Raw genomic sequence first — 15981 nt, 5'->3', positions numbered from 1 at the left:
ATACATTTGGGATATTTCAAAATCAATATTATTTACGAGCACACATCATTTCGGCTTCACAAACCAGTTTACCATCAACTGTTGCAACACCATGGAACAATGCAATACCACGACGCTCTTTAATATATTCAACATCAAGTACGATTTGGTCACCTGGTACTACAGGACGTTTAAAACGCGCTTTATCGATTGAAGCAAAATAATAAAGCTGTCCTGGCGATAACTCTTCAATACTTTTAAAAGCTAAAATTCCAGTCGCTTGCGCCATCGCTTCTAAAATTAGTACACCAGGGAAAATCGGTTTATTTGGAAAGTGACCTTGGAAGAATGGTTCATTAAAAGTAACATTTTTAATGGCCTTTAATGTTTTGCCTTTTTCATAACTAAGTACACGATCAACCATTAAAAATGGGTAACGATGAGGCAGTAAACTTATGATTTCTTCAATATCAAGGGTATTAAGTTCGGTAGTCAAAATAGCTATCCTTATACAATATTTACTATAAATTGGATCTATTATAACTGAGGATACCACTTTCACTCAAGGAGTGATTTTTCAGTGTATTTTTACAGTTTTCAATAACAAATAAACCTAATTTTATATAAAAGATGCTTAAAAAATATTTTGTATTATAGTAGATCATATAATACGATTGGTATTTAACTAAATGATCTTTTAACTTGGAGAGTGAAATGAAATCATTTATTAAATTGACATTAATAAGCAGTATTATCATATTAACACTTACAGGCTGTAGTGATTTTCTGAAGTGTTTTTACGGTTTTTAATAACAAATAAGCCTAATTTTATATAAATTAATTAGATAAAAGATACGTAAAAGTTATATTATCCTATAATAGATCATATATAATACCGTGAATATTTAGCTAAAAGATCTTTTAACTTGGAGAGTGAAATGAAATCATTTATTAAAATGACATTGATAAGTAGTGCTATCGTATTAGCACTTGCAGGTTGTGATGATAAAAAAACTACCGAAGAAAACAAAACACCTGCTACTACAACGACAAATGCTACCGAAACAGCACCTGCGCCAGCAGGAAATAAAGCAGAACCTGCTAAAACCGATGATAAAGCTGATTCTCTAAACAATAAAATAAAAATTACCACTGAAGCCCAAAAAGAGTCTTATGCATTAGGTTCTTCATTTGCTAACTACCTAAAATCAAACTTAGAACAAAATGAAGTAAAAGCAGACCAAGAATATCTAATCAGCGGATTTAATGAAACCATGAAAGGTAATTCACAACTTAATCAAGAAGAAGTGAACACAATTCTAGAAGCTTTCGGTAAACGTATCCAAGAAGAAAGCCAAGCGCGTTTTGAAAAGCAAAAAACTGAAAATACCGCGGCTGGTGAAAAATTCCGTGAAGCATTTGCAAAAGAACCTGGAGTAATAAAAACTAAATCAGGTTTATTATATAAAGTTATTCAAGAAGGTACTGGAGCTCACCCAACTGCCAATGATACTGTTATCGTTCACTATGTTGGTACATTAACTGATGGTCGTAAATTCGATAGTTCTTATGACCGAAATGAGCCAGCAACCTTCCCACTTAACGGTGTAATCAAAGGTTGGACTGAAGGAATTCAACTCATTGGTGTTGGCGGTAAAATTAAATTAGTTGTTCCACCAGAATTAGCTTATGAAGATAAAAGCTTGCCAAGCCAAGGTAACAACGCCAATATTACCCCTGCGTCAACTTTAGTTTTTGAAGTTGAATTGCTTGGTATTGATAAAGATAATAACGAAGAAGCTATTCCAACTGCTCAGCCAGTACAAGCACCAAACTAATTTGATGAAACCATTAAGTTACACGCTGGTTATTATGGGTCCTGCTTATGGGACCCAATCTGCTTATTGTGCTTATCAATTTGCTCAAACATTATCTTCAAATACAAATCATTCAATCAATAACATCTTTTTTTATGCTGACGGTGTCTATAACGCTAATCATTTTACTGATCCGGCCAATGATGAATTTGATCTCGTCAAAGCATGGCAAAACTTAGCAAAACAAAACGCTTTAAAGCTGAAGGTTTGCGTGGCAGCAGCACAAAGAAGGGGAATTAGTATAGAAAACCTTGCTGAACATTTTGAACTAACTGGTCTTGGTGAATTGAGTGAGGCAGTAGCAAGTTCTGATCGAGTTCTACAATTTTAAAAAGGTAGATTAGATGAAAAACGTAGCAATTATTATTAGTACTCCACCACACGGCAATGCAAAAGGCCGAGAAGCATTGGATACCGCTTTAGCCTTATCAACATTTAATCATATTTCTGTCTTTTTTATGGGCGATGGTATTTTTCATCTGTTACCTAATCAACATCCAGAAGAGATTTTAATGCGAGATTACATAGCAACCTTTAATATGTTAGAACTTTATGACATTGAAGATGTTTATGTTTGTAAAACAGCTTTAGATGAGCGGAATTTAAGCCAGATTGCCCTCAACATTCCTAACCAACAAATCGAAATTACCCAGTTTCATCAGTTACTTGCGGATCAAGACACTATTTTACGCTTTTAATTAGCTTCAAAAACCCCGCTCCTCAACTTTTTTTATAATTCAATAAACAAAATCTATGCTTGCCAAAGATAATAAAAATCCCCGTGGCTTTTATCATTACTACCACGAGGAGAATATTGATAAAACTTATTTAATAAAATTGATATTAAACTAATTTTTTCATTTTATCGGCAATCTTCTCAGCTTGTTGCCCAACAACAATTTGAACTCCAGTTTTACCTAGTTTTATCACTGCCATTGCACCAAGTGCTTTAGCTGCTTGTTCATCAACCAAATCTGAATCATGAACATTCAAACGTAAACGTGTGATACAAGCATCAATATTAGTTAGATTTTCTTTACCACCAACGATAACTAAATATTGTTCAGCAAGCTTAGAAGTATCACCTACAGTTGGTACATTCTCTTCAGCTGAAGTATCGGTCACATCGTCTTCACGTCCCGGCGTTTTAAGATTGAATTTAACAATAACAAAACGGAACACAATATAATATACAAAGAAAAATACGACACCTTGAAGAATAAGCATATACCAATGTACAGCCAAAGGATTGCGGCTGGATAACAGCATATCGATTAAACCTGCACTAAAGCCAAAGCCAGCTATCCATTGCATGGTTGCAGCGATAAATAGTGAAATTCCAGTTAAAATAGCATGGATCACATAAAGTACAGGTGCTACAAACATAAAAGCAAATTCTAAAGGTTCAGTAACCCCAGTGAAAAATGCTGCAAATGAAGCGGCTAACATGATCGATGCGGTTTTATCTTTATTGCCTTTTTTAGCTGTATGATACATGGCTAATGCTGCACCCGGTAAACCAAACATCATAATTGGGAAAAATCCTGCTTGATAGCGACCGGTAATACCAATGGTTGCTAATCCATCATCAATAGATTTTTGTCCACCAAGGAAAGTTGGTATATCATTGATGCCAGCCACATCAAACCAAAATACCGAGTTAAGTGCGTGGTGTAAGCCGACCGGAATTAACAAACGGTTAAAGAAGCCATAAATACCCGCCCCAATAGAGCCTAAATCTTTAATGTATTTACCAAAAGCAACTAATGCATCATAAATAGATGGCCATATAAAATATAAAACAGCAGAAACTAATAGCATAACGATAGAAACAATAATGGGAACTAACCGTTTACCACTAAAAAAAGCTAACGCTTTATGTAATTCAACAGAACTGAATCGGTTATATAATTCAGCTGCAATAATACCAACTAAAATACCAACAAACTGATTATTAATTTTTTTAAATGCAGGGGAAATTTGTGATTGCCAACCATCAACACTAGTATCAATACCATTAAATAATGCAATAGAACTTGGTGAAAGTAATGTTGTGACAACTAAAAAACCGACTAATCCAGATAATGCAGCTGCACCATCTTTATCTTTAGACATACCATAAGCAACACCTATAGCAAATAGGATTGGCATGTTTTCAATAATTGCACCACCAGATTTTATTAAAAAGGCAGCAATAATACTATTTTGTCCCCAGCCATTTGGATCAATCCAGTAACCTATACCAAGCAATATTGCCGCTGCAGGTAATACTGCCACCGGCACCATTAATGAACGCCCAATGCGTTGTAAATAAGCTAAAATTCCCATAAGTTTTACCTCATATTATTATTTTGGGTTACTTAAAAAATAATGAAATTTCACATCTTTAAGTAAATGTAAGTAAGTCAACTATATTTCACATTATATTATTTTACTTCGCAAATTAAATGTTTGCTTTTTGTGATTTATATCACGATTTATTTTTGATTAATTAGTTTAATATAGTAGAATATGCTCAACATATTTTACGTTAAAAAAAAAGATTTTATTTAATTATATCAGAAGAGGCTGTATCTTATGAGACTTATTCCTTTAGTAAATGCGCAAGAAGTCGGCGCTTGGGTAGCACAGCGCATTGTTAACAAAATTAATCAATTTAAACCGACAGCGGAACGTCCGTTTTTATTAGGTTTACCTACAGGTAGTTCTCCGCTAGTTATGTATCAACAACTCATCAAACAATATCAAGCAGGTAAAGTCAGTTTTAAACACGTTGTTACCTTTAATATGGATGAGTATGTCGGTCTTCCAGAAGATCACCCTCAAAGTTATCACACTTTCATGTATGAAAATTTCTTCAACCATATTGATATTGATAAAAACAATATCCATATATTAAATGGTAATGCACCAGATATCGATCAAGAATGCCGCGAATATGAAGAAAAGATTAAATCTTACGGTAAAATCAATATTTTCGTTGGTGGTGTTGGTCAAGATGGGCATATTGCATTTAACGAACCAGGTTCTTCACTTTGTTCAAGAACTCGAATTAAAACTTTGACTGAAGACACAATTATCGCTAACTCACGCTTCTTTGATAATGATATCAAACAAGTTCCAAAACATGCGTTAACGATCGGTGTTGCAACATTAATGGATGCACAGGAAGTGATCTTATTAGTTTGTGGACACAACAAAAGTTTAGCTTTACAAGCCGGTGTTGAAGGATGCGTTAATCATTTATGGACAGTTACGGCATTACAAATGCATCCAGCATCAATTATTGTTTGTGATGAGCCAAGTACTGATGATCTTAAAGTGAAAACACTAAAATATTTTAAACAAATGGAAGCTGATAACCTTAAAGTGACCGTTTTATAAAGGATAACTCAATGTACGCATTAACAAATTGTCGTATTTACACTGGTTATGAAATTCTTGAAAATCACGCCGTTATTATTGACGGCGATAAGATCGCCAAAGTTTGTAAACAAGAAGAACTACCAGCTAATATCACTACTGAAGATTTACAAAGTGCCATTGTTGCACCGGGTCTTATTGATATTCAAGTCAATGGTTGTGGTGGTGTACAATTTAATGAGACCCTCGATGCGTTAAGTGTCGAGACATTAGAAAAAATGCAAAAAACTAACCTAGTTTATGGTTGTACAAGCTATTTACCAACTTTAATCACATCAACTGATGAATTTATGATTAAAGCAGTAAACGTTATGCGTGAGTATTTGGCTAAACATCCAAATCAGGCATTAGGTTTGCATCTTGAAGGCCCTTACATTAACCCAGAAAAGAAGGGTATTCATAATGTAAATTACATCCGCCAACCTTCACAAAAAATGATCGACTTCCTTTGTGAAAATGCTGATGTCATAAAAATCATTACGTTAGCCCCAGAAAAAGTTGAATCTCACTATATTAAGCAATTAGCTGATGCTGGTATTCATGTTTCTGTCGGTCATTCTAACGGTCATTATGAAGATTGTCGTCGTGGTTTTAATGCTGGTATCCGTTTAGGAACGCATCTATTTAATGCAATGCCTTATATCACTGGACGAGAGCCCGGTATTGTTGGCGCAATTTATGATGAACCCGAAGTTTATGTCGGTATTATTGCTGATGGTCAACACGTAAGTTGGGCTAATATTCGTAATAGTCATAAAATTAAACAAGATCATTTAATTTTGATTACCGATGCTATGTTATTAGCAGGGTCTAATCTAACCTCTGGCGTATTTGCTGATAAAACTATCTATTATAAAGATGGCCGTTGTGTTGATGAAAATGGCACTTTAGGTGGTTCAGCATTAACTATGATTGAAGCAGTTAAAAATGCAGTTGAATATGTTGGTATTGCTTTAGATGAAGCGCTAAGAATGGCAACGCTTTATCCTGCAAAAGCAATTGGTGTTGATAAACAACTTGGTACAATTAGTGAAAGTAAAATTGCGAACTTAGTTATTTTTAATCGTGATTTTTCAAACGTGAAAACGGTTGTTAATGGAGTAATGACCCGCTAGAATGTTAGATAGTTAATGAAAATATTGAGATAAAATATGACCTTTAATTATCTACACCTAGTTGGCAATGCTGAGCTAATCAAACAATTAAATTACGCTATGATTTACCGTTTGATTGTTCAGCAAGCCCCAGTTTCACGGATACAACTCGCCGAAATTAGTCAATTAGCACCAGCCAGTATAACCAAAATTACTCGCCAACTTATTAAAAAAAATTTAATCAAAGAAGTTGATGCACAGCAATCAACTGGTGGGCGTCCGGCTGTGTCAATACAAGCAAAATTTGGTTACTATCAGACCATTGCCATTCAATTAAGTCGTTCCCATGTTACCATTGAACTATATGATCTTGGTGCTAACTGTTTAGTATCTGAAGTTTATCCATTAACCTCGTTTACCCAAGAATCAGCTGAAGAATATTTAATTGCATTAATTGAACAGTTCATAGAGCAAAATAGCAAAAAAATAAAACATCTTGTTGCTATATCAGTGGTATTACCAGGTTTGATTGACTCTGTTCGAGGGATTATTCGTTATACACCTCATATTCAAGTTAAAGCTTGGCCTCTAGCTGATGCTCTTCGTAATAAATTTAACATTTCGATTTTTATTGGCAATGATATTCAAAGTTTAGCTCTAGCCGAAAGTTATTTTGGCTCAACTCAAGATGTTGATGACTCAATTTTGATTCGTGTACATCGCGGTGTGGGATCCGGCGTAATTGTCAATCAGCAACTATTAACAAACCATAATCAAAGTGCTTGTGAAGTTGGACACATCCAAATCGATGCGTTAGGAGAGCGTTGCCATTGTGGAAATTTTGGCTGTTTGGAAAATCGTGTAGTTAATAAAGCAATCGAGTTTCGAGCTAAACAGATGATTGAGCAAGGTTATCCAACTAAATTAAGTTTAGATAACTGTAATATTTCCACTATTTGTAAATATGCGAATCAAGGCGATGAGCTGGCAATTAAGTTAGTCAAAGATGCTGGTGAAAATCTTGGTCGTGCTGTTGCTATGATGGTGAATATTTTTAATCCACAACGAATTGTGTTAGCGGGTGAATTAACTAAATCATCAGAAGTGTTGTTAAATGCGGTAAACAGCGCGTTAAACGCACAAAGTTTAGAAGAGTTGAGAAAAAATCTTACTATCAATTGTTCCTCGCTTAATGACCGTTCGGCAATTGGTGCATTTGCATTAATACAACAAGCGTTATTTAATGGTTCATTATTAATGACATTGTTAGAAAACAACATTACATTATAATGTGCATATATCACAAAAAAAGCCCGGCTACCGGGCTTTTTTTGATTAAGCTAAGATACGAAGCATTCTTCTTAATGGTTCGGCAGCTCCCCATAATAACTGGTCGCCAACAGTAAAGGCTGATAAATAGTCTTTACCCATATTAAGTTTACGTAAACGTCCAACTGGCGTAGTTAATGTACCAGTAACAGCTGCTGGAGTTAGCTCACGCATTGATAAATCACGATCATTAGGGATAACTTTTACCCAATCGTTATGCGCAGCAAGTAATTTTTCAACTTCTGGCACACTGATGTCTTTTTTGAGTTTGATGGTAAATGATTGACTATGACAACGTAATGCTCCAATACGTACACAAAGTCCATCAACAGGAATAATTTGGCTAGTACCTAAAATCTTATTCGTTTCAGCCTGGCCTTTCCATTCTTCTTTACTTTGACCATTATCAAGGGCTTTATCAATCCAAGGGATTAAACTACCCGCTAATGGCACACCAAAATTATCTGTTGGTAAACTACCATCACGCATTTTTTGCGTCACTTTCCGTTCAATATCTAAGATCGAAGAATTAGGGTCTTGTAGCTCTTTAGCTACTTCGGCGTTTAACATGCCCATTTGGGTAAGCAATTCACGCATATGACGCGCACCGCCACCTGAAGCAGCTTGATAAGTTGATACCGATACCCAATCAACTAAGTTTTCAGCAAACAATCCACCAAGCGACATTAACATTAAACTTACGGTACAGTTACCACCAACAAAGGTTTTGATACCTCTATCTAAAGCTGCATGAATATTAACTTTATTGACTGGATCAAGAACAATGATTGCTTCATCTTCCATTCTCAATGTTGATGCCGCATCAATCCAGTAACCTTGCCAGCCAGTTGCACGCAATTTTTTATAAATTTCAGAAGTATAATCACCACCTTGGCAAGTCACTATAATATCTAATGCTTTCAAAGCATCAATATTATCGGCACTTTGTAATGTTCCTGTTTTACCACCAAAGGTAGGGGCAGCTTGACCAGCTTGAGAAGTAGAAAAGAACACAGGATTGATATAATCAAAATCATGCTCTTCAACCATACGTTGCATAAGGACGGAACCAACCATTCCACGCCAACCAACAAAACCAACATTTTTCATATTTTATTTCCAACGGTAGATGTTATATAAAGAAATCTTTATTGACTATTAAAACAAAATATCACCATAAAACAAGTGAGATAAGAATTATTTTTTAAGAGTATTAAAAGATAATAGCGAATTATATAAAACTATCGTTATTTAAATTGCTGGCTAGTTTTTATTGATATTCCTTTTCCAGATAATTTTTCACGATGATAAGTACACCCAAATGACTTATTTGATGATGAGGATTGTCATAAATAATATTAACTCTAATATTAACTATTTTTTAATTATGGTGTTGGCGTGGTTTTCCAAATAAAAAACTCGACTGTATTTAGAAAATTATCAAAAAAATGCCCTTCATATTGATCTGCTACAACTAATACCTGCTGTTTTTGGGTATGGTTTATCTCATTAAGACGAGCGATAAATTTAGCACTTTGCCATGGTGCTACACGTTCATCTTTCAAACCTACCGAAATCATAACCGGTGGATACGTAACATAATCTTTTAAATTTAAATAAGCATCTATTTTAGATAAATCCTTTAACTGTTTTAAGTTTAATGGCGAGCCAAACTCAGCAAAGTTTGCTTTACCAATGGCGATTTTATCTAATCGACTCATATTTAACATACCCACATTAATAGATGCCGCAGCAAAAAGTTCAGGATGTTTAGCTAATGCCATTCCAATTATAATACCACCAGCACTCTCACCGCTGATAACTAGCTTAGATGGTTGAGTAATATTATGATTAATTAAATATTGTGCGCATGTTATAAAGTCATCAACTGAGTTTTGTTTATTAGCTAAGCTACCGCCAATATGCCAATCTTCGCCTAATTCTCCACCTCCTCGAACGTGAGCAATTGCAATTATTCCACCTCTTTCAAGCCAAATTAAACGTGTAGCATCAAAAAAAGCGCGCTGACTTACACCATATGCACCATAGGTAGTTAACCATGTAGGAGCAGTACCATCATATTTGATCCCTTTAGGATGAATAATCGTCATAGGAACAAGTGTTCCATCGTTTGATTTTACCCATTGTTGTTCAGCCTCATAGTTTGCAAACGAAAAAGCACTGGGATTAATCATTTTTGAATCTTGAATTGATCCATTATCGGGGTTATAGGTAAATATTTTCGGGGGAACAGTCCAATTTTGAGCAGTAAATAATATTTCTTTGCGATCAGTATCACTAAAAATGGCTGTTATTTCTTCATTATTTGCAAGAGAAATCGATTTAACATAATGAGGGTCAGTAAAAGGAATAGCAACAAACTTAGGTGTTTCTGACTCATGATAAGCTAAGTAAATAGCATCTTTACTTGCTGCAAATTGGGTCAAATCTCCATTTTGCCATTCCATAATTTTTTCTTCTAATTGGCTATTCTTATTCAAATTCACGCGCGAAATAGTATAACCAGACAACACATTGTATTTAGCTAAATATAACCAATCATCTTTTAGAATAAAATTGGTAACTTTTTGTTTTCTATCGATGATTTTTTGCCAATGAACTTTAGTATTATTAAGATTATCATAATGTGTAAGGTATAAATCGATACTATAACCAGATATAGAAGATGAGATAGACGCAATAGCCCAATTACTAGAAAAAGATAAGGCTATATTTTGATCGGTAACGGGGTCATAACCAGTTATTTGATTTTTACTAAAGATTAAGACATCATCTTTTGTCTTAGTATTTAGATGGTGCAAATATAACTCTTCCGTGCCCGATTTTGGGCTATTTTGTTGATATTTATCATTTCTTTTATAAAAAAAAGATAAATTATCATTTGACCAAATAATGCTTGGATCCGATATGCCAGTTATATGATCATTAAGATGTGATTTAGTTTTTACATTGATAATTTTTATTGATGATATCTCAGCACCATTTTCATAAATGCTATAAGCAATATATTGCCCATCACGTGACGGATAAAAATCATATATACCATAACCAATAGGAGGGTCTATCAACAATTTTTCATTATTGTAGCGATCTCTAACAAAAAGGCGATTATACGGATAATCTGCTGTTTGTTTGAAATAAAAACAATTATCGCCTACATATTGAATATCAGAAATTCTAGGTTCAGAACCAAAATCAGTTAATTGATTAAATCGTTTACTGACAGTTTTTGACCATGGTAATGCATCTAGTATGTTGACGGTTCGTTCAGACTCAGATAATAACCAATTACTGATTAACTGTGGCTGATTTTCCATCCAACGGTATTTATCGTTCGCTTCGATTTTTTTTAACGTTAATTCATTATTAGTTGTACAACAGCAACAAATACTACTTAACAAGAGAATCAATATTATGATAAATGTTTTCTCTTTTAATATAGTCAAATTTACCTACCTATTAATTCTATATATAATTCAAGGCTTAGATAAAAAGGTATAACTAGTAATGAATAAAAGCAAATATAATTTTATTTGAGTTAAAAATATATTTGCCTTATTAAAGTTAAATTAATTAATTGATTATTTATCTGACCAGCTTAAAACTCTTCATCTTCTATTATTGATGACGTCATTGACACCATATTATAGTGCTCAATACTTTGTTGAGCTGTTTGCATTAGTTCTGATAGTAAATCATCTAACGCCATTTGTGTTCTTAGCATAAATGTTGCCAATAACATGGGTATATTCACCCCAGTAACAATTTCTAGATTTGGATAATTGGCCATTAATCTGGTTAGTGTGTTAAAAGGGGTTCCGCCTTTTAAATCCACCAAACACAATATTGCCTCACCTTGTTGAGCAAAGCTTGCTAAATGATTTTCAATCTGCTGTTGAAACTCATCTAACGATTGCCCCATTAAAAAGGGCACTGCTTCACATAAGGTTTGTTTACCACAAATCATCTCGGCACTTACGATCAGACTTTGAGCAGTAGGTCCATGAGTACTGATTAATACCGCAACCATTGTTGCTCTCCTTAATAATCCAAGCAACGATAGTAGCGACGAATAGTCATTGGGTGCCGATTTAAGTGTTCAACGTAAGCATCAATTCGGTTATTTATCGTTCTAAACACAAACGGTGATAAATGACCACGATATTTTTCTGATATACCCGGTAATGGATAGTCTTTGGTATCAATAATGGTGTAGTTACCACAAATTTGTGGTAAGAATTTTGCCACTCTTTCACTTAATGGACGTTGACTATCTTCACCAACATAAACAGTTACAGCTGTATCACGGTCAATCACTTCTAATGTGCCATGGAAAAATTCAGCAGACTCGATCGATTTTGAACGTAGCCAGTGTTGCTCTTCCCAGTAGCACATCGCATGAGAATAAGTTGCACCCCATTGGTTGCCAGCGCCGACAAAATAGTGCATAGCATCGTTATGATGTTTCAATGCGACTTCTTGCCCGAATGCATCAGCTTTTTTCGCCACTTCGACGATATTTTTAGCAAAATGTTGATCCATTTGTTGATAAAATTCATCATAATCAGGGTATTCGCCCGCCAAATACATTAAGCGATCAGCGGCCATAAAGAATTTCAATTGCTCATTCATTGGGTAAGAAATCACATGGTGCGCCATTTTACCTAATGGTGAATCGGCTTTATCTAAAAAGGCTAAAACTGTTGCACCCACATCTTGTTGAATTTTATTAATAGCCTCAACGACCTCTTGGGTTGAGCCTGTAACAGATGAGATGATAATTAAGGTGTCTTTGGTTATACGCTTATTGCCGGTAACCAGATATTCCGCTGCATGTTGAATAAAGGTTTCAATGGCTGATTTTTCTTTCATATGGACAACTGCTTGCATCGATGAAGCGTAAGTTCCGCCAATACCTAACCAGCACACATTACTGTAACCACGGGAGTGAATTTTATCGATAAATTCATTGATTTGTGGACGAAGTGCTAATGCGCCATTCATGCTGTCGAGTTCTTTTTTTTCATCGTATTTTCTCATGCTCTAATCCTCTTAATTTTAGATTTAGTAATTTCATCAAATTCCGGATATGTTGATTTTTCCAGATTGTGACCTTTTAACTGTGATACTTGATAGCTAAGTAAGTGAATAGGAATTGTCATAAACAGCGAAGTTAATCGCTCATCACAACTGATACCTAGACATAAGTCATTTTGTGTTCGGTTGCCTTGTTGATGTGCATAAATTGTTACAACATTTTTCACATACTGATTTAAGAATTTTTTTAAGGAATCGGCTCTTTGCGCCAGTCTTCCTTGCGGTTCAATAAAAATGATTTGATCATCGCTATGCAAACCCAGATAAGGGCCATGCATATACTCTTCGAGCTCTTTACCCAACGCAGTGTTGCGTACGGTTTCGGTAAATTTAGTTTCTCCTTCCCTTGCAACTCCGTAGGTAGCACCGTAACCGATCAATATTACCCGTTGAGCTAGAGTATATTGATCTTCAAGGCGATTAACCCAAGCTTGTGAACGCTCAATGACTTGTGGTAATAATTGGGTAATCGTTTTAATCTGATTCATATAGTCATCAAATTTGGCTTGATTAATGGTTTCGGTTTTTTGCCCAATAATGAGGCTAATTAAGATCAAATCTAAAATAGTGATACTATAACCGGCACTGACATAAGGCATTTCTTCAATCGGCATCCCCATAGATAAAACGTGATTGCTAACTTGATACAAAGGACTTTGTGGATTGCTGGTCAGGCTATATATCGTCTTGTTATGGTGAATAAATTCCTCAACTAAATAAATGGTTGAATAACTCTCTCCACCTTGTGAAATGGCAAAATAGAGTGTATTTGGATCGTTATAGTGCAGGTAATTGGCCGCCATTGAAGGATCTTCAATATAGACAGGAATCTTCAACAGTTCGCTCATTATTGGTCTTGCACCATAAGCAGCATTAGCACTGGAGCCAGTGGCGAAAATGACAATGGCATTAAGCTGTCTTATTTGACTTAAATCGATATGATCGGCAAATAACGTCTTATAATTATCTAAAACAGCTTGATAATATTTCGGCTCTAATGCGACATAATCAGCAATACTTTTCATTGTTAATTCCTCAACTTCCTAATAGCCCAGTCCAGGCACCGAAAATACCAATGGCGGCGATAAGTAGAAGGATCCAATGTGCTTTAACGCCTTTTCTCACCAATACAAACATAAATAGCGTAAAGAGTAACGGTAGGATCTGTGGCACAATGCCGTCAAAAATATCTTGTAAGGATGCCGAATCATCACCGGTACCTATTTTCAATGGCATATTGAGTGTCACCATGGTGGCAACCATTGCCCCGACCACACAGAGCCCGAGTACTGAAGCACCATAGGACAATTTATCCATTAAGCCCGTTTTTTGCACTTTTTCAATAAAGGAAGCGCCAATGTTATAGCCAATTAATAAGCCAAAATATCGTGCTAAAATCGCCGGCACATTAAAGATAAGCAGGAATAACAATGGACCTAAAATATTGCCTTCCAGCGCTAAAGAGGTGCCAATGCCGGTGGCAATAACACGTAATGTCCCCCAGAAAAAAGAGTCACCTAAACCACTCAACGGCCCCATTAACGCAATTTTGACATCATTAATCGAACTTTTATCAAATTCACTATCGGTGGCATTCTGTTCTTCCATAGCAATACAGATGCCTAAAGGGAAAGTAATTAGCCAAGGGGTAACATTATAAAATTCTAAGTGGCGTTGATAGGCATCGGTAAGGTCAACTTGATTATCACTATAAATTTTATCTAAAGCCGGGCGCATGGCATAGGCATAGCCTAAGTTCATTTGCCGTTCATAATTCCATGACCATTCAGCGGTGAAAGAGCGCCAAAAAGTTCGGGTTAATTCTTTATTGGTTATTAATTTAGAATTCTTCGTTTTCATAATCGATCTCCTGTGCACCTAAAACGTTGCCAGTTGTTAGCTTCTGACTGTCTTGCTCTGTTACGCCTTTTTTTCCATTAAATGAGGAGTAACCGGTCAAAATAAGTGCTAGGCAGGCACCAAAAATGGCCACGCCAGTAACAGGCACTTTCATATAAACGGCTAAAGCAAAGCCAAGAACAAAAAAGGTGACATTGGTTTTTTTAATCATAATTTTCATTAACATAGCAAAACCGAACGCCGGTAATAAGCGGTGGCAATACCTAAACCATCGATAATAAAGCGAGGAATCATTTCTAATAAGCCATTGACCGCTGAACTACCGAATAAGTAGGAGAATCCAACCACTAAACCAATTGGCAGATTGATTGAAAAGAAACCACCGAGTATGTTCATTCGATCCATACCTTTGCCGTTGCCTTCGCTGGCGTATTTATCGGCTTTGTGAACAAAGTAAGGAAGAATAAAAAGAAAACATAAATTTTTGACTAATAAAACCAGTGATGCAATTGGAATGCCCAGTGCTAAGGCGATTTCGGTACTTTTCCCAGCGCCAATGGCAAAAGCGGTACCTAAAACACTGCCGGAAATGATTTCCGGTGGAATGGATGCACCGATTGAAAACGATCCGACAAACGCTAATTCTAACGTTGCCCCAATTATAATGCCTTGTGTGATATCACCCATGACTAAACCTGCTAAGGTACAAGTCACTAACGGTCTGGATAACATTGATGAACCTAAAAAGTATTCACCATTTGCTAACATCGCAATCAAAGCTAACAGTAATGCGGTTAATTCGATACTCATTTTGTACCTCTCAACTATTTCTCAAATTTCTGCTTTGATTCACTTGGAATTTGCTGAATGTAGATATCAATACCGTCTTGTTGCAATTTGGTCAGTAAATCTGCTTCAAGATCGGTTAAATTGATGGTTTTAGAGTAGTTTTTTGTGCCTTCACGTGGTTTAGTACCACCTAAATTAAGGCTGGTTATTTTGCCTTGCGTGCCACGGATTAATTTTTCAGCATCTGCTACTGATTCAACGACTATCAGCATTTGATATTTATCAGTTGCGCCTGAGTTTATCGCCTCAATACTGTCATCAATTGATTTCATCACTAATTTTGCATGCTCTGGCTTAGCCAAACGAATCGCAGATTTACGTAGTTCGTCGTTGGCTACAACATCATTAGCAACTAAAATCGTGTTTGCATCCATACTTTCGAACCATGAAACAACAACTTGACCATGCAATAAGCGATGATCAACGCGTAACAATTTAATCATTGGCGTACC

The 15981-nt window shown here is 35.6% G+C and carries 15 protein-coding genes and 1 pseudogene; 6 read left to right on the top strand and 10 right to left on the bottom strand.

What is annotated here, in order from left to right:
* Nucleotides 1-28: 28 nt before the first annotated feature.
* Nucleotides 29-475, bottom strand: coding sequence for a 3-hydroxyacyl-ACP dehydratase FabZ (gene fabZ / locus J3U09_RS08965; protein WP_034882348.1), 447 nt, complete (start codon nucleotides 473-475; stop codon nucleotides 29-31).
* 442 nt (nucleotides 476-917) lie between these two features.
* On the opposite strand from fabZ, the gene fkpA reads away from it, so the two are divergent.
* The 3 genes from fkpA to tusC are packed head-to-tail and all read left to right on the top strand — an operon-like array spanning nucleotide 918 to nucleotide 2554.
* Nucleotides 918-1817, top strand: a complete 900-nt coding sequence (gene fkpA / locus J3U09_RS08960) for an FKBP-type peptidyl-prolyl cis-trans isomerase (protein WP_267357945.1) — start codon at nucleotides 918-920, stop codon at nucleotides 1815-1817.
* 4 nt (nucleotides 1818-1821) lie between these two features.
* Entirely contained in the window at nucleotides 1822-2187 is a 366-nt protein-coding gene (gene tusD, locus J3U09_RS08955; protein WP_267357993.1) for a sulfurtransferase complex subunit TusD, read from the top strand.
* A 13-nt stretch (nucleotides 2188-2200) separates the two neighbouring features.
* On the top strand, nucleotides 2201-2554 hold the full coding sequence (gene tusC / locus J3U09_RS08950; protein WP_267357943.1) for a sulfurtransferase complex subunit TusC: 354 nt from the start codon (nucleotides 2201-2203) through the stop codon (nucleotides 2552-2554).
* Nucleotides 2555-2699: 145 nt separating this feature from the next.
* On the opposite strand, the gene nagE is transcribed toward tusC, so the two are convergent.
* Nucleotides 2700-4184 (bottom strand): N-acetylglucosamine-specific PTS transporter subunit IIBC, encoded by a 1485-nt coding sequence (gene nagE, locus J3U09_RS08945; RefSeq protein ID WP_065562733.1) that lies wholly within the window; start codon nucleotides 4182-4184, stop codon nucleotides 2700-2702.
* Nucleotides 4185-4433: 249 nt separating this feature from the next.
* Between nagE and nagB the strand changes: the two genes are divergently transcribed.
* The 3 genes from nagB to J3U09_RS08930 are packed head-to-tail and all read left to right on the top strand — an operon-like array spanning nucleotide 4434 to nucleotide 7663.
* Complete coding sequence (gene nagB, locus J3U09_RS08940; RefSeq protein ID WP_065562734.1) at nucleotides 4434-5240, top strand: glucosamine-6-phosphate deaminase; 807 nt, start codon at nucleotides 4434-4436, stop codon at nucleotides 5238-5240.
* A gap of 11 nt (nucleotides 5241-5251) precedes the next feature.
* Nucleotides 5252-6394 (top strand): N-acetylglucosamine-6-phosphate deacetylase, encoded by a 1143-nt coding sequence (gene nagA, locus J3U09_RS08935; protein WP_267357941.1) that lies wholly within the window; start codon nucleotides 5252-5254, stop codon nucleotides 6392-6394.
* Nucleotides 6395-6430: 36 nt separating this feature from the next.
* Nucleotides 6431-7663 (top strand): ROK family protein, encoded by a 1233-nt coding sequence (locus J3U09_RS08930; protein ID WP_267330803.1) that lies wholly within the window; start codon nucleotides 6431-6433, stop codon nucleotides 7661-7663.
* A 45-nt stretch (nucleotides 7664-7708) separates the two neighbouring features.
* Here the strand turns inward: J3U09_RS08930 and asd are convergent, their stop codons facing one another.
* The 8 genes and pseudogenes from asd to J3U09_RS08890 all read right to left on the bottom strand — a co-directional run bounded on the left by asd (nucleotide 7709) and on the right by J3U09_RS08890 (nucleotide 15972).
* On the bottom strand, nucleotides 7709-8812 hold the full coding sequence (gene asd, locus J3U09_RS08925) for an aspartate-semialdehyde dehydrogenase (RefSeq protein WP_267357939.1): 1104 nt from the start codon (nucleotides 8810-8812) through the stop codon (nucleotides 7709-7711).
* 275 nt (nucleotides 8813-9087) lie between these two features.
* On the bottom strand, nucleotides 9088-11169 hold the full coding sequence (locus tag J3U09_RS08920) for a prolyl oligopeptidase family serine peptidase (RefSeq protein ID WP_267357937.1): 2082 nt from the start codon (nucleotides 11167-11169) through the stop codon (nucleotides 9088-9090).
* Between the two features lie 152 nt (nucleotides 11170-11321).
* Nucleotides 11322-11753: a PTS sugar transporter subunit IIA gene (locus J3U09_RS08915; RefSeq protein WP_065733663.1), complete on the bottom strand. Its 432-nt coding sequence runs from the start codon at nucleotides 11751-11753 to the stop codon at nucleotides 11322-11324.
* 11 nt (nucleotides 11754-11764) lie between these two features.
* Nucleotides 11765-12763, bottom strand: a complete 999-nt coding sequence (locus J3U09_RS08910; protein ID WP_065562740.1) for an SIS domain-containing protein — start codon at nucleotides 12761-12763, stop codon at nucleotides 11765-11767.
* The gene (locus J3U09_RS08905; protein ID WP_267357935.1) at nucleotides 12760-13845 is read right to left on the bottom strand and encodes an SIS domain-containing protein; all 1086 of its coding nucleotides are present in this window, start codon (nucleotides 13843-13845) and stop codon (nucleotides 12760-12762) included. The genes J3U09_RS08910 and J3U09_RS08905 overlap by 4 nt, the downstream gene beginning before the upstream one ends.
* Before the next feature lie 10 nt (nucleotides 13846-13855).
* Nucleotides 13856-14680 (bottom strand): PTS system mannose/fructose/sorbose family transporter subunit IID, encoded by an 825-nt coding sequence (locus tag J3U09_RS08900; protein ID WP_065562742.1) that lies wholly within the window; start codon nucleotides 14678-14680, stop codon nucleotides 13856-13858.
* Nucleotides 14661-15490, bottom strand: a pseudogene (locus J3U09_RS08895) (PTS mannose/fructose/sorbose/N-acetylgalactosamine transporter subunit IIC). The gene J3U09_RS08900 and the pseudogene J3U09_RS08895 overlap by 20 nt, the downstream one beginning before the upstream one ends.
* 14 nt (nucleotides 15491-15504) lie before the next feature.
* A complete protein-coding gene (locus tag J3U09_RS08890; RefSeq protein WP_065562744.1) occupies nucleotides 15505-15972 on the bottom strand; it encodes a PTS sugar transporter subunit IIB in 468 nt (155 codons plus the stop codon).
* Nucleotides 15973-15981: the final 9 nt, after the last annotated feature.

The sequence above is a fragment of the Gilliamella sp. B2889 genome (assembly GCF_026536885.1).
GTDB classification, from domain to species: domain Bacteria; phylum Pseudomonadota; class Gammaproteobacteria; order Enterobacterales; family Orbaceae; genus Gilliamella; species Gilliamella apicola_E.
Note: the sequence above shows the minus strand (reverse complement) of the source record. Positions and strands in the feature narration are given on the sequence as shown.

Coding starts and splice junctions, on each gene's coding strand:
- fkpA (WP_267357945.1), top strand. CDS start 918: ATGAAATCATTTATTAAAATGACATTGATAAGTAGTGCTATCGTATTA.
- tusD (WP_267357993.1), top strand. CDS start 1,822: ATGAAACCATTAAGTTACACGCTGGTTATTATGGGTCCTGCTTATGGG.
- tusC (WP_267357943.1), top strand. CDS start 2,201: ATGAAAAACGTAGCAATTATTATTAGTACTCCACCACACGGCAATGCA.
- nagE (WP_065562733.1), bottom strand. CDS start 4,184: ATGGGAATTTTAGCTTATTTACAACGCATTGGGCGTTCATTAATGGTG.
- nagB (WP_065562734.1), top strand. CDS start 4,434: ATGAGACTTATTCCTTTAGTAAATGCGCAAGAAGTCGGCGCTTGGGTA.
- nagA (WP_267357941.1), top strand. CDS start 5,252: ATGTACGCATTAACAAATTGTCGTATTTACACTGGTTATGAAATTCTT.
- J3U09_RS08930 (WP_267330803.1), top strand. CDS start 6,431: ATGACCTTTAATTATCTACACCTAGTTGGCAATGCTGAGCTAATCAAA.
- asd (WP_267357939.1), bottom strand. CDS start 8,812: ATGAAAAATGTTGGTTTTGTTGGTTGGCGTGGAATGGTTGGTTCCGTC.
- J3U09_RS08915 (WP_065733663.1), bottom strand. CDS start 11,753: ATGGTTGCGGTATTAATCAGTACTCATGGACCTACTGCTCAAAGTCTG.
- J3U09_RS08910 (WP_065562740.1), bottom strand. CDS start 12,763: ATGAGAAAATACGATGAAAAAAAAGAACTCGACAGCATGAATGGCGCA.
- J3U09_RS08905 (WP_267357935.1), bottom strand. CDS start 13,845: ATGAAAAGTATTGCTGATTATGTCGCATTAGAGCCGAAATATTATCAA.
- J3U09_RS08900 (WP_065562742.1), bottom strand. CDS start 14,680: ATGAAAACGAAGAATTCTAAATTAATAACCAATAAAGAATTAACCCGA.
- J3U09_RS08890 (WP_065562744.1), bottom strand. CDS start 15,972: ATGATTAAATTGTTACGCGTTGATCATCGCTTATTGCATGGTCAAGTT.